Annotated in this window: 13 protein-coding genes; 11 read left to right on the plus strand and 2 right to left on the minus strand. The window is 68.2% G+C overall.

The features are described from left to right. Window positions 1-36 precede the first annotated feature (36 nt). The 7 genes from IEY21_RS09655 to IEY21_RS09685 all read left to right on the plus strand — a co-directional run bounded on the left by IEY21_RS09655 (window position 37) and on the right by IEY21_RS09685 (window position 6,384). A complete protein-coding gene (locus tag IEY21_RS09655) occupies window positions 37-618 on the plus strand; it encodes a TerD family protein (protein WP_188903834.1) in 582 nt (193 codons plus the stop codon). A 124-nt stretch (window positions 619-742) separates the two neighbouring features. Then, entirely contained in the window at window positions 743-1,318 is a 576-nt protein-coding gene (locus tag IEY21_RS09660) for a TerD family protein (protein WP_188903836.1), read from the plus strand. A gap of 122 nt (window positions 1,319-1,440) precedes the next feature. Next, window positions 1,441-2,496: a DUF475 domain-containing protein gene (locus IEY21_RS09665; protein ID WP_188903838.1), complete on the plus strand. Its 1,056-nt coding sequence runs from the start codon at window positions 1,441-1,443 to the stop codon at window positions 2,494-2,496. Between the two features lie 137 nt (window positions 2,497-2,633). Next, window positions 2,634-3,230 (plus strand): sulfite oxidase-like oxidoreductase, encoded by a 597-nt coding sequence (locus tag IEY21_RS09670; RefSeq protein ID WP_188903840.1) that lies wholly within the window; start codon window positions 2,634-2,636, stop codon window positions 3,228-3,230. An 82-nt stretch (window positions 3,231-3,312) separates the two neighbouring features. Continuing rightward, window positions 3,313-3,834, plus strand: a complete 522-nt coding sequence (locus tag IEY21_RS09675; protein WP_373290501.1) for a mismatch-specific DNA-glycosylase — start codon at window positions 3,313-3,315, stop codon at window positions 3,832-3,834. A 133-nt stretch (window positions 3,835-3,967) separates the two neighbouring features. Continuing rightward, window positions 3,968-4,864: a hypothetical protein gene (locus IEY21_RS09680; RefSeq protein WP_188903844.1), complete on the plus strand. Its 897-nt coding sequence runs from the start codon at window positions 3,968-3,970 to the stop codon at window positions 4,862-4,864. Between the two features lie 44 nt (window positions 4,865-4,908). Then, the gene (locus IEY21_RS09685) at window positions 4,909-6,384 is read left to right on the plus strand and encodes an alpha/beta hydrolase (RefSeq protein WP_188903846.1); all 1,476 of its coding nucleotides are present in this window, start codon (window positions 4,909-4,911) and stop codon (window positions 6,382-6,384) included. A gap of 46 nt (window positions 6,385-6,430) precedes the next feature. On the opposite strand, the gene IEY21_RS09690 is transcribed toward IEY21_RS09685, so the two are convergent. Together IEY21_RS09690 and IEY21_RS09695 are read right to left on the minus strand one after the other, a co-directional pair. Further along, entirely contained in the window at window positions 6,431-6,958 is a 528-nt protein-coding gene (locus IEY21_RS09690) for a hypothetical protein (protein ID WP_188903848.1), read from the minus strand. A gap of 149 nt (window positions 6,959-7,107) precedes the next feature. Further along, window positions 7,108-9,000 carry a hypothetical protein gene (locus IEY21_RS09695; RefSeq protein ID WP_229753013.1) on the minus strand — a complete coding sequence of 631 codons (1,893 nt, stop codon included), beginning with the start codon at window positions 8,998-9,000 and terminating at the stop codon, window positions 7,108-7,110. Window positions 9,001-9,249: 249 nt separating this feature from the next. Between IEY21_RS09695 and IEY21_RS09700 the strand changes: the two genes are divergently transcribed. The 4 genes from IEY21_RS09700 to IEY21_RS09715 all read left to right on the plus strand — a co-directional run bounded on the left by IEY21_RS09700 (window position 9,250) and on the right by IEY21_RS09715 (window position 13,301). Continuing rightward, entirely contained in the window at window positions 9,250-11,400 is a 2,151-nt protein-coding gene (locus IEY21_RS09700) for a protein kinase domain-containing protein (protein WP_188903850.1), read from the plus strand. Next, window positions 11,393-11,671 (plus strand): glutaredoxin family protein, encoded by a 279-nt coding sequence (locus tag IEY21_RS09705; protein WP_188903852.1) that lies wholly within the window; start codon window positions 11,393-11,395, stop codon window positions 11,669-11,671. Before IEY21_RS09700 ends, IEY21_RS09705 begins: the two co-directional genes overlap by 8 nt. Before the next feature lie 87 nt (window positions 11,672-11,758). Beyond that, on the plus strand, window positions 11,759-12,715 hold the full coding sequence (gene ftsY, locus IEY21_RS09710) for a signal recognition particle-docking protein FtsY (RefSeq protein ID WP_188903854.1): 957 nt from the start codon (window positions 11,759-11,761) through the stop codon (window positions 12,713-12,715). A gap of 370 nt (window positions 12,716-13,085) precedes the next feature. Continuing rightward, the gene (locus tag IEY21_RS09715; protein WP_188903856.1) at window positions 13,086-13,301 is read left to right on the plus strand and encodes a hypothetical protein; all 216 of its coding nucleotides are present in this window, start codon (window positions 13,086-13,088) and stop codon (window positions 13,299-13,301) included. Window positions 13,302-13,378: the final 77 nt, after the last annotated feature.

Raw genomic sequence — 13,378 nt, forward strand, 5'->3', positions numbered from 1 at the left:
TCAACTCCATTCACCCCCAACAAGGAGCCCCCCAGCATGCCTATTTCTCTTAAAAAAGGTCAGCAGATCAGCCTCGCCAAGGAAGCCGGACCCAGCCTCAGCACCGTTCGTATGGGCCTGGGCTGGGACGCCATCAAGAAAAAGGGCTTCTTCGGCTTCGGCGGCGGCACCGTGGACGTGGACCTGGATGCCAACGCCCTGATGTTCGATGCGGGCGGCACCCTGGTGGACGCGGTGTGGTTCCGTCAGCTTCAGAGCAAGGACGGCTCGGTGCGCCACAGCGGCGACAACCGCACCGGGCAGGGAGACGGCGACGATGAGACCATCACCGTGGACCTGACCCGGCTGCCCGCCACGGTCACCACCGTGATCTTCAGCGTCAACAACTACACCGGTCAGGACTTTGGCCAGGTGGAGAACGCCTACTGCCGGCTGGTGAATACCCAGGGCGAGGTGGAGATTGCCCGCTACGACCTCTCGGCGCAGGGCAACCACAGCGCCATGATCCTGGCGAGCCTCAAGCGTCAGGGATCGGACTGGACCCTGACCGCCATCGGCACGACCTCGCGCGGGCGCACGTACCAGGACAACCTGCCGGACATGAAGGCCTACCTGTAAGGGCACGGGCAGGAACGCCGGGGACCCCCACCCCATCTTCTCCCGGGGCCGGGAACCCACAGGTCCCTGGTCCCGTAATCAACCCCGGAGTTTCCCCACGAGGGGACCGAAAAGGACGGTAGACATGGCACTTTCACTGAAAAAAGGCGGCAACATCTCCCTGAGCAAGCAGGACGCCAACCTGCAGCGCATCATCGTGGGCCTGGGCTGGGACCCGCGTCCCACCGACGGCCAGCAGTTCGACCTGGACGCCTGCGCCTTCCTGCTGAACACCAGCGGCAAGGTGCGCGGCGACCATGACTTCATCTTCTACAACCAGCTGCGCAGCACGGACGGCAGCGTCGAGCATACCGGCGACAACCGTACCGGGCAGGGCGACGGTGATGACGAGGCGATCAAGATCAACCTGACGCAGGTGCCCGCCGACATCGAGAAGATCGCCGTCAGCGTGACCATCGATGAGGCCGACGCCCGCCGCCAGAACTTCGGGCAGGTGGGCGGCGCGTTTATCCGGGTGGTCAACGAGGACAACGGCCAGGAGCTGACCCGCTTTGATCTGGGCGAGGACTTCAGCACCGAGACCGCCGTGATCTTCGGCGAGATCTACCGCCACAGCGGCGAGTGGAAGTTCCGCGCGGTGGGGCAGGGCTACGCGGGCGGCCTGGGGCCACTGGCCCGCAATTACGGTGTGAACGTCTAGGATTTGCCCAGAACACCGGCACCCGCGCCTGCGTGGCCGGGTGCCATATCGCTGGCGGGAACGCCGCATAATGAGCCGGTTGGTCTGTCCGGCACACAGCCGCAGCCACCAAGGAGAACGGAGTGATTCAAAGAGAGTTTGGCTTTGCCTTTGGGGTGACGGTCGTCGCCCTGATCCTGGCAGCCTGGTATGGGTTTAATCTGGGCGGTCTCAGCGTGGCCCTCAACTTCCTGCTGATCGCGGTGGTGCTGGGGGTCATGGAAGTGTCCCTGAGCTTCGACAACGCGGTCGTCAATGCCTCGGTCCTCAAGAACATGACCGAGAAGTGGCAGCGCCGCTTTCTGATCTGGGGCATTCTGATCGCGGTCGTCGGCATGCGGCTGGTCTTTCCCATCGCCATCGTCGCCATCACGGCTGGGCTGGGCTTCGGTGAGGTGGCCAGTCTGGCCCTGAACGACGCTCCCCGGTACGGCGAGTATCTGGAAGAGGCCGAGGTGGTGATCAGCGCCTTCGGCGGCACCTTCCTGCTGATGGTCGCCCTGAACTACCTGATGGACCCCGACAAGGATGAGCACTGGCTGGCCGGCTTCGAGCGCCGCCTGGCTGGCCTGGGCAAGCTGGACACCGTTCAGGCGATCATCGCGGGCGTGGTGCTGCTGGCCATCACCCACTTCTTCGTGACGCCCGACGAGCAGTTCGCGGCGCTGGTGGCGGGCATGGTGGGCCTGCTGGTCTACCTGGCCATGAACGCCATCGGCGGTCTGTTCGACCCCAATGATATGGCGGCCAAGGCGGGCGCAGCGGGCTTCACGGCCTTCATGTACCTGGAAGTGCTGGACGCTTCGTTCTCGCTGGACGGCGTGATCGGGGCCTTCGCGGTGACCAAGGAGATTGTGATCATCTCGGCGGGCCTGGCGATCGGCGCGGTGTTCGTGCGCTCGCTGACGCTGTTCCTGGTTCACCAGGGCACGCTGGCGCAGTACCGTTTTCTGGAGCACGGCGCGCACTACGGCATCCTGGCACTGGCGGTCATCATGCTGGCCCACACCAACCGCAACGTTCATATTCCCGAACTGTTCACCGGCCTGATCGGGGTGGCGTTCATCGCAGCCTCCATCTGGTCGAGCGTCCGCGCCAACCGGCGCGACCTGGCCAAAGGACATTCGCCGGACCACTAAAGGCAGGCAAACGGAGGGGCGGCGGGGACATCAGGGTCTTCGCCGCCCTTTTCTGTGGCCTCTGGGCGGGGTGAATGTGCGTTCCATAAAGGATGGCAGGTCGTGTTGACCGGCGGCTCCAGGAGCTTAAATAACCCATGCTCGGAAAATTCTTCAAGAAACCCGACGACGATATGGGCGGCCGCGTGCCTCCCGGCCAGAGTCTGACCACCCGCTTTCCGGTGCTCACCTATGGCCCCGCGCAGCGCTACGACGCTTCCGAGGTCGTGGTGCGCATCAGCGGTCTGGCCGGCGAGAAGGCCTTCACCTGGGCCGATCTGCTCGCGCTGCCCCAGACCACCCTGACCTACGACATCCACTGCGTGACGCACTGGAGCAAGCTCGACACCACCTGGACCGGCGTGCGGGTGACCGACCTGATGCAGCATGTCGAGCTGGACCCGGCAGCCCGTTACGTCATGCAGCACAGCGTCGGCGGCTACACCACCAACCTCAGCCTGGAAGACTTCGTGCGCCCGGAAAACCTGCTGGCACACACCTTTGACGGAGAACCGCTGGACGCCGCACACGGCGGACCGCTGCGCCTGGTCGTGCCGCATCTGTACTTCTGGAAGAGTGCCAAGTGGCTGACCGGTCTGGAATTCATGCCCGCCGACCGTCCGGGATTCTGGGAGAAAAACGGGTATCACATGCGCGGCGATCCCTTCAAGGAACAGCGCTATGACGACGATTGAGGAGGGGCCCGGGCAGGGGGGAGCGCCGGGGGAGCAGGAGGCTTCTGCCGGCGTGTCGCCCGCCGGGACCGACGGCCATCTGGTGCCCGATGTGCTGCGCGGGGGCCTGACGCTGGTGCTGGTCGGCACGGCGCCCAGCCGCATCAGCGCGGCGCAGCGGGCGTACTACGCCAATCCCGCCAACAAGTTCTGGCGCACGCTGCATGTGGTGGGCCTGACTCCCCGGCAACTTGCGCCGCAGGAGTACGCTGCGGTGACGCGCTACGGCATCGGCCTGACCGATGTGGCCAAACGGCACAGCGGTGTGGACGCGGCCCTGCCGGGCGAGGCGTGGCGCCCGGACGAGCTGCGGGCCCGGCTGGCGCGTTACCGCCCGCGCATCGTGGCGTTTACCAGCAAGCGCGGCGCGTCCGAGACGCTGGGCATTCCTACCGCAAAGCTGCCCTACGGTCTGCAGGACCAGCGGCTGGAGGGAGCCGAGGTCTGGGTGCTGCCCAGCACCAGTCCGCTGGGCCACAACCACTTTCAGCTTGGGCCGTGGCAGGAACTGGCGGCGCGGGTGGCCGAATTGCGCGGCGGGTCGTCGCGGCAAGAGGGGTCCTGACCGTTCCGGCGCAGGGAGGCTGGCGGTCACACGGTCAGGCCCCGGACAGAAGCCCGCGCCCCCCGTCGCCCTTCCAAAAACCTCAACCTTCCCCGGGAACTTTCCTCAGCGTGTGCCCGTATCCTGAGACTGTATGGCCCCTTCCGTCACCACCATCCTGACCGTGGCCCGCACCGGCTCGCGCGTGGTGTGCTTTTTAATCCGGCCCGCCCACAAGGGTCCGGGCAACCTGCGCGAACTGGGGTACGATCCCTGGCTGACTCCGGACGGCAGCGAGGGGCTGCGTCGCCGGGCGTCCCGTCTGGCGCGGCGCGGCGCGGGTCTGGGCAAGCTGGCCCTGCAGGGCGTGTTGGGAGCCGTGGTGGTGCTGCCACTGCTGCTGATCTTCGGTGTGCTGTTCGCACTGGGCTTTGACCCGGCGGGCTGGCTGCTGGGCCTCACGCTGTTGCTGGCCGTGTTGGGTCTGGTCCGCACGGCGCTGCGCGCCTCGCGCCTGATGCGGGCGCCCGATGAGGAACTGGACTCCGGGGCGTCCGGCATGACCGCGGCTTCCAGTCTTCAGAACCCCAGCCTGCAAGACGATGAGGCGGGACTGCTGGAGCTGTTGCGCCGCCACGAACGCGCCCTGCCGGCCCCGACACGGACGGCCTTCCACGCAGCCGTGATCGCCACCCGGGACGCCCTGCGCGCCTCGGCGCACGACGCCACGCTGGACCGGGACACTTTCGACGTTCGTCAGGCGGCCCGCGAGGACCTGCCTGCCCTGCTGGCCGCCTACCGCGCCTCTCCCGCTACTCTGGCAAACGACGCCGAGCTCGGGCGGCAGCTGCAGCTGATTGAGCGGCGCATGAACGCAGTGATTCAGGACCGCGCCGCCAAACACCAGCGTGTTCTGGAGGCGCACGGACGGTATCTGGAAACCAAATATCTGCAGGGTGAACCCGAGACCGTAGAGCGCGGCGAGGCGGTGCCCGTCCGGTCCCCGGTCCGGAGGACCCATCCACAAGAGAAGGTCAACACGCGCAAGTGAGCCGCCGTACCGTTGCGGAGTCAAACGCAGCGCAGCATGAAGTCATGCCCCTGGTCCGCTCCGCCGTAATGTCCGCCCTGCTGCTCGGCTGTGTGCTGGGTTCGTTCGCTGTGGCCCAGCTGGCGGGGTCGCCCGGCCCGGCCCGGTCCTCTGCGCCGCTCCTGCTGTCTTTGGGCGCGGCTCCCGATGAAGCGGCGTTGCGGCGCGTGGCGGCTGTCCGGGTGGTGCGGCCCGGCTTTGTGGTTCCCGGTACACCCCCCGGATTGAATGCCAGCATCACCGTGCGCTATGGCCCTGCCCGGCCCCGCGCCGCCTTGCTGCTGATGCCCGGCTTTCTGGGAGGCGCGGGCAGCTTTGACCGGCTGGCCCGGCAGATCGTGGCGCTCGATCCGGGGGTGGCGGTGTGGGCGGTAGACCGCCGCAGCAACCTGCTCGAACCCCAGGCCGAGCTTGCGGGGGCCAGCCCCGCCCGGCTGGCAGAGATTGTGCGCAGTGGCCTGCCCGTACGTCCGCCGGACAGCGTGACCTTCATGCGCGACTGGGGGCTGGACGCGACGCTGCGCGACTGGCGGGTGGCGGTGAAGGAGGCCCGGACCCTGACTCCCCACGTATTCATCGGCGGCCACTCCCTGGGCGCCGGTCTGGCCGGGCTGTATGCGGCCTACGATTTTGGCGGGGCGCCCGGCAGCAACGGCCGGGGCTCCGACGACCTGCGCGGCGTGGTGATGCTGGACGGCACGCCGGACCTGCTCGGCGGCGATGCCATGACCCGCCAGAGTTACGAGGCGGGAGCTCCGGGTCCCCTGGGACCGCTCACGGGGGTCAAGGGTCTGGCCGCCAACCCCTATGTGGACGCCCTGTACTTTGGCCCGGGTCTGGCCAGCCGCGGCGCGGCTCAGGCCCGTCTGGCCGCCGCGCAGCCGAATGCCCCGGCCCCGGCCGGCGGGCTGGTGCCGTTTGCGGCGACCAATCTGGCGGCGGCCCTGCTGCAACTGGAACAGCGCTACGCCCTGCTGCCGTTTCTGACCCTGCGGACCGGGCACGCGACCAATGCTGTGGAGGCCCCCCACCTATTGGCCGACTTCCTGGGCGGCAAGAACAGCGTATGGGTGGCCGGCCCGCAGGACCGCCGCAGTCCGGTGGGCTGGCAGGCCGATCCACAGGCCCCCACCGACCCCGGCGATTTCGTGCGCCGGTTCTGGACACCGCTGGGGGATTACAGCGAGTGGTACTTTCCCAACCGCCTGCTGCTGGATGTGGCCGCCGCACGCCAGGGCACGCGCGGAACGCCCTTTGAGAACGATCTGCGCGTGTGGCACACCGCGTCCGTTCCCGTTCTGGGAATTGCCGCCGGGGAGGGGGTAACCACCGAGACCGACTACCGCCGGTCCGGCGCCCTGATCCCGGCTCCCCTGACCGTCCATACCCTGCCCGGAGCCGCCCATCTCGACATCACGGCGGCCCGCAGCGACGCGGTGGCCCGCTGGATTCTGGCGTGGATGAGGGGCGTGACGCCCTGAAGAAAACTGGCCCGCCCCGCCGGGGAGGGCCGTCCAGAGACGGGGCTCAGTTCAGGCGGACGCTGTTGGTGAGGTTGCGCACGACCGCTTCGTTGCGTGAGTAATCCTTGACGTTGCCTGCAATGGTCAGGACGAGCATGCGCCCCCCCAGGCTGGTGACCATCAGTTCGCGGCGCAGGTCGTCGCCCTGACTGGGCGTGGTGAAGACAAACTGCGCCCACGGGGTGCCGCCCACCTGAATCAGCCCGGACTTGAGCGTCTTGATGTTGGGAACCTGCGAGCGGATCACGGCCGGAAACTGGGTCACCAGCTTGTCCAGCTCGTTGCTCGCCAGCTTGCTGGTGCGCCACTCGAAGGCCACGCTGACCTTGCGGTCCTCGGTCATGAACACCGCGTCGGGGCGACCTGCTGCCGAGGGAAAGGCGGCGCGGATGCCCGCCGTGTTCAGCGTGAGCAGCTTGGCGTTGGGTTCCACGGAGAGGGGGAGGCTGTCAAGTTTTACCGGCACGGCGGCGCTTACGCTGGCAATGCTCAGGCCCGTCAGCAGGGACACGGTCAGGAAGGGACGGATCATGTGCGTCAACCCTAACCCCGGGAACTTCAGGCCTTATGAGCCGCATGTGAGGAACGTGCGGCCCGGATCAACTGGCCGTCAGCGTCGGGACCAGGGCAGTCACGGGCCCGGGCTGTTCAGAGGATCGCTCCGCCCGGGGGGGGCGGACTTCATGCCAGCGGGGGGTGAGAATCAAGGGGGGAGGCGGCGCCGTCCTTCTCCTCGTCCTGCATGGTCCGTGGCAGGGCAGCGGCGGCCAGCCACTCGCCCTCGCGAACCAGCACGACATGGTGCTGGGTGACGGGCAGCACCAGCAGGTCGTGCAGGATCAGGGCCGGATGGCCGGGCAGAATCGCGGCCAGCTCGCCCTTGAAATCCCGGCGCAGCGTCAGACTGCGGCCACCCACCTGCAGGTGCAGCGGTTCGTCGCGCAGACGCACGCCGGCAAAGGTGCCGTCGGCTGGTAACTCGACCAGTGGCAGGTCGGGCAGCGTGCCCGGGCTCCCTGAGGACAGGGGCTCGGGGTGGTGGGCGGCGGTGTGCAGCGCCTCGGTCAGCCGGTGGGCCAGCTCGGCGCTCAGGTGCAGCGCCGCCGCCGCGTCCTGAATGTGGCGGGCCGCCTCGCGGGGGGGCAGGGCGGTGAGCTGGCCCTGCAGGGTGTCCACTCCCCGGCGCGCAAACTGCAGCAGGGCTTCGTGTGACGCGGCGTGATAGGGCTGGGCGCTGAGGGGAGAGAGCGCCGCCGCATTCACCCGCTGATCGCGCAGCAGCTGGGCGGTGGCCCGGGCCAGCCGCAGCGCAGCGTACGCCCCGGCCGGTTCCATCAGCAGGGCCACCGCCCGTCCCAGCGACGCCCGGCGGGCCAACTGCTGCTGTGGCCGGGTCTGCGCCCGCAACAGCAGGTGGCTGCCGCTCACGAAGGCCCGGAAACCCCCGCCCGGCAGCTCCAGCGTCACGCTGCGCTCCGCTGCCCCGGCCTGCGGACGCAGCAGGGCCACGGTCTGGTCAACCTGCAATTGCCAGTTGTGGTGGATCCGCTGCCAGCTGAACTCGCTACTCCGCCAGCGCAGTGCGGTGCCGCCGTCCAGATTCACCACCAGTTCATCTGAGCCGTCGTCCGGCGCGTGCAGGGCCAGGCGCGGCTGTTCCGCATACAGAATGCGGTGATGGGGCAGCGTTCCGGCGGCGGCGTGGGGATCGCAGTCCAGTACGGTGTCCAGGCGCTGCGCCAGGATGCGCGTCGCCTCGCGGATGGCGGGGCGCTCACGGGGGTCACGCGCCGGGGGGTGCTGTTCGCGCAGCGAGTCCAGCAGGGTCTGACGGGCCCCGGAGCCCAGCGGCTCACGCTCGGCCGCTGCCAGCCGGGCCTGCCAGACATCCTCATCGGGATGGCGCGGAAAGGGATTCTCGTGAATTTCCGACAGGGCCGTCTGCAGCCGGATGCGCCCGTCGCCGCTGAGCAGCAGCTGCACCAGGGCGCCTGCCAGGTGCTCCAGGACCTCGGGATCATGCAGGCTCAGCAGCGGATCGTGCGCCGCCGGAACGGCCAGGGCCGTGGTTCCCTGTCCCGACTGCCCGGCGCGTTCCGCATTCTCCAGCGCGGCATACAGCACCCTCAGGTTCAGTCGCCCCGGCTCACGCTGCCATTCCAAGAGCAGGTCGTGCAGGGTGCCGAACGCCCGGTCGCCCCAGGCGAGCAGGTGCAGGTCGCGCCAGGCCTGGGCCTCGGGCGAGCTGCCGGTCACCGAAGCTTCCCAGGTGGACGGCTCCGCGCTGTCCTGATGGCCGTGTCGGTGGTTCCCTGAGGCATTTTTCCGGTAATGCCGGTCCACCTCGGTAAAGCGCCGGTACAGGGCCGGGTCCAGCGGGGCGGGCAGCAGCAGTTCGCGCAGGTCGATCAGAGAGCGTTTGCCCCCCCGGGGTGTGCGGCCGGCCACCACGTCGGCGACCCGGTATTCGTACAGCTCAACGAGTTCGGCCCAGCGGTCGGGCGTTTCGCGTTCGACCCGGACGCTGCTGGACCAGTCGGTAATGGGCCTGTTGCCGCCGGACCGGCGGCTCATGCGGGCGCGCCCGGCGTGCGGGTGGCGGTGGCGGCGGTGCCGTGTCCTGGTGACCCCATCATGCTGGGCTCAGTATGGCGGGGCAGTTCCTACAAAATACTCTCCGGTGCCGGAAACGGCAGGGGCGCAAAAGGTTTAAAGTGCTGTGAGATCCAGGGTTGTAAGGGCCACGCAAGGGCCGGCAGCTATAAATGGAGGAGAGATGACCTTATTGCGCTGGCTTTCCCCCTTCTATACGCGCGGTCGGGAATGACGGCCCTTTTGCTGGGGGCACTGTTTACCGTGGGGCTGCTGCTCACCGTGAGGTTTTCCGAGCGGGTGCTGAGTACCCTCGCCGCCGCCCTGACGGCCGCGCTGCTGCTGACACTGTGCGCTTTTGCGCTGGGGCTGAGCAGCGGAGCGCCCGCCGCCTGGTCCCAGCTGGGCACCCAGCTCGGTGGGCTGGACCGGGTCCAGGGACTGCTCACGGTGGCCGCCGTGCTGCTGGGCAGCGCCGCTTTCCGGCTGGGGCGCGTGCACGTTCAGCTGGGCAACGGCGGCCGGCCAGGCAGCGGCCGGGGCGCACAACCGGGCCGAGTGCAGCGCACGCCCTCCCCGCAGGTGTCGGGCCGTCCCAGCCTGACCCAGACGGCTTCGGACCTACGGTTTCAGGACTACGAGGTTATGGACCGCATCGGCATCGGCGGCATGGGCAGCGTGTACCGGGCGCGCCGCCGCCAGGACGGGCGCATCGTGGCCCTCAAGGTGCCGCAGGAGAAATACCTGGCCGACGCCAAGTTCGTCAAGCGGTTTTACCGCGAGGCGGAGGTGCTCAAGCGCTTCAACCATCCCAACATCGTGCGGGTCTACGACTACCGCATGCAGGACCCCGAACACTACATCGCCATGGAATTTCTGGACGGCGAGAGCCTGGAAGCGGTGCTGGAAGACCGCCGGCTGGACTTCTCCGAGTGCATTCAGGTGCTGCGCGCCCTGGCCGACGCCCTGCGGCACATCCACATGCAGAACGTGGTCCACCGCGACATCAAGCCCGGCAACGTGATGCTGCTCAAGCAGGCCTTCTCCCAGGGGCAGCTGCGCGAGGGCGGCGTGAAGCTGATGGATTTCGGCATCGCGGTGGGCAAGGTGCTGACCCGCCTGACCATGACCGGCGCTCGGGTGGGCACCCCCATCTACATGGCGCCCGAGCAGGCCAAGGGCAGCCGGGTGGACGCCCGCAGCGACGTGTACTCGCTGGGGCTGCTCGCCTACGAGATGGTCAGCGGCGAGACCGCCTTCAAGGGCAGCTACGAGGCGGTCGTTCACCAGCAGGTCTTCGAGGCTCCCAAGCCGCCCAAGCAGGTGCGGCTGGAAGTGCCGGGCAAGCTCAATGACCTGATCCTGCACATGATCGAGAAGGACCCGGCCCAGCGGCCCACCCTCGACGAGGTGATCGCCCGTCTGGACGCCGGCGTCCTGGCGGATGAGGTGTTCAGCGATCCGGTGGCGCTCGCGATGAGCGTGACCGAGAAGCGGGGAGCGCTGCGCCTGCTCGACCTGCAGGGCAAGCTGCGGGTCAGCCTGCGCGACCAGGGGGCCGGCGACGCCAGCGGGGCACCGGGGCTGCCCAGCGTGCCCAATGCCCTGGCTGCGGACGCCGACGGCCACCTGTACATCACCCTGCAGGAATACCGGCACGGCAAGGCCGGCGCGCTGGTCCGCAAGCTTGACGCCTCGGGCCGCGAGCTGCTGGGCTTCGGAAGCTACGGACTGGGTGAGGGCGAACTGCTGCAGCCGCTGGGCATCGCCGTGACCGGACAGCAGGTGTACGTGCTCGACGGCGAGGCCAAGCATGTGGTGGTCTACGATTCGGCGGGCCGCTTTGTCCGGCGCTTCGGGGGGCGGGGCTCGGGGGCAGGACGCTTTGACACCCCGCGCAGCATCGTCGCCTCGCCGGACGGCCACGTCTTCGTGCTGGACACCGGCAGCAACGAGGTGCAGCGTTTCACTGCGCAGGGCGAGTACATCAACCGCTTCGCCTTCCGGCTCGACCGCCACAGCGAGAGCCTGCGCGCGCTGGAGGGGGTGGGCGTGGACGCCTTCGGCGCGGTGTACATCGTGGACAGTGTGGCCCGCAAGATCCGCAAGATCGAGGCCGATGGCACGCCCGGCGTGACCTTCCCGCTCGATACCCTGGTGGGAGAACCCGCCGAGAACCCCTGGCTGATCCAGATCGGCCCTGAGGGTCAGATCTACGCGGTCCGGCAGGGCGGACAGGTGCTGCGGACCTTCAGCAGCGTGGGCGATCCGCTGGGCAGCCGCGACATGTACGCGCCGGTTCAGGCCTTGACGGTGGTCGTTCGTCCGCAGACCGGGGCCGCAGGAACGGGCACGCCCGGTCCCCAGGCCGTGTATGCCTGAACCGGTCCAGGCCACGGGGCGGCTGCCGGTCCTGACCCTGTATACCCGTCAGGGCTGCCACCTGTGCGAGCAGGCCGCCGAACAGCTGACCCGGCTGGACTTCCGGTTCGAGCCGGTGGACATAGATGCCGACGCGGACCTGAAGCAGCGCTACGGCCACGACGTGCCGGTGCTGGCACTGGGGGGGCAGACGCTGCTCAAGGGCGTGCTGAGCCCGGCACGCCTGAGCGCCCTGAAGCTGCGGCTGCTGCGCGAGAATCCGGCGCGCTGAACGGTCTGGCCCCGGCCTGTGGCGCTATGGTGGGGGCATGAACGCTTCCCTCTTCCTGCCTTTTGTGTCGCCGACCGGGGACCGCCCGTGAGCTGGCTTGAACGTCTGCGCAGCGGCCTGAGCAAGACCCGCCAGCAGATCAACGACACTGCCGGATTTCTGGGCAACGACGTGCGCGACGTGTTCACCAACCGCCTGGAAACGGTGGAGGACCTGGAATACGCCCTGATCGCCGCCGACGTGGGCCGCGCGGCCACCGAGGAAATCCTGGAAGATGTGCGCCGCAGCGAGGGCCGCAACCTGCAGGACGCGCTGATGAGCGCCCTGACGCTGCAGCTGGAACCCGACGCCCGCCGCGCCGAGTTCCGCAAGCTGGGCTTTGCGCCGCAGGCCAGCCGCGTGTCGGTGGACCCGCGCGGGCATGTGGTGATGGTGATTGGCGTGAACGGGGTGGGCAAGACCACCACCATCGCCAAGCTGGGCCAGTACTACCAGAGCCGGGGCCGCGGCGTGATGTTCGCCGCCGGCGACACCTTCCGCGCCGCCGCCGGGGCGCAGCTCGGGGAGTGGGGCCAGCGCCTGGGGGTGCCGGTGGTTCAGGGCACCGATGGGGGAGATCCCGCCGCCGTCGCCTTTGACGCGGCCAGCGCCCGCCGGGCACGCGGCACCGACCTGCTGTTCGTGGACACCGCCGGACGCCTGCACAACAAGCACAACCTGATGGAAGAGCTGAAGAAGGTCCGGCGCGTCGTGGACAAGGCCGATCCCGGCGAACCCAGCGAGGTCTGGCTGGTGCTGGACGCCGTGACCGGACAGAACGGCCTGCAGCAGGCCAAGAAGTTCCACGAGTCCACCCCGCTGACCGGCGTGATCGTCACCAAGCTCGACGGCACGTCCAAGGGCGGCATTCTGGTGCCCATCGTGCGCGAGCTGGGCGTGCCCATCAAGTTCATCGGTGTGGGTGAGGGAGCCGGCGACCTGCAGCCCTTCGACAGCGCGGAGTTCGTGCGGGCGCTGTTCGATGTGGAGCTTCCCAGGAGCTAACCGGACGCCGGGCAGTTCAGGGAACTTCAGGGCCGGGACCTCCGCAGGGCTGGGGCCGCCGGCCCTGTCCAGCGGGGGAGGGGCCGCGTGCCGGACTGTTCCCCGGCCTTTAGGCTTTCCTGACCCAGGCCCACAACCTTCTGACAGAACGGCGGCAGACTGCCATACGCGGTATCGTGCAGCTCAAGCACGCCATCCAGGAATCCGGACGGTCTGTCGGGGCTGATCTCCAGTGTCTTTGCCCGTCATCCCCTGCTTGCGCTGGCCGACGCGCGGTTCCGACCTCATCCTGAGATCAAGAGAAGGTGTTTTTTTGTCTCACCACCAGGACGACCCAGGCCAGTCCGGTTCCCCCGAAACCGACCGTGCAATGTCTCTGCGACGCCAGGCCGAGCGGCAGCTTCGGGCCTCCGGAGTCTCCGACGCGCATGGACTGGACGCCCCGGCCCTACGCGGCCACACGTGGAACCAGAAGTATCTGCTTCAGCAGCACGAACTGCAGGTGCATCAGATCGAGCTGGGTCTGCAGATGGAGGAGCTTGAGCGCAACAATGCGGAGCTTGAGCGCATGCGCGATGTCTACTAGGGTGTGTCCGCAAACCTTCAGAGCCACTCCATCAGGCAGGCAATCGTGACCATGGCCTCGAAATGACAGGCGCGTTT

The organism is Deinococcus aerophilus (genome assembly GCF_014647075.1).
Classification (GTDB): domain Bacteria; phylum Deinococcota; class Deinococci; order Deinococcales; family Deinococcaceae; genus Deinococcus; species Deinococcus aerophilus.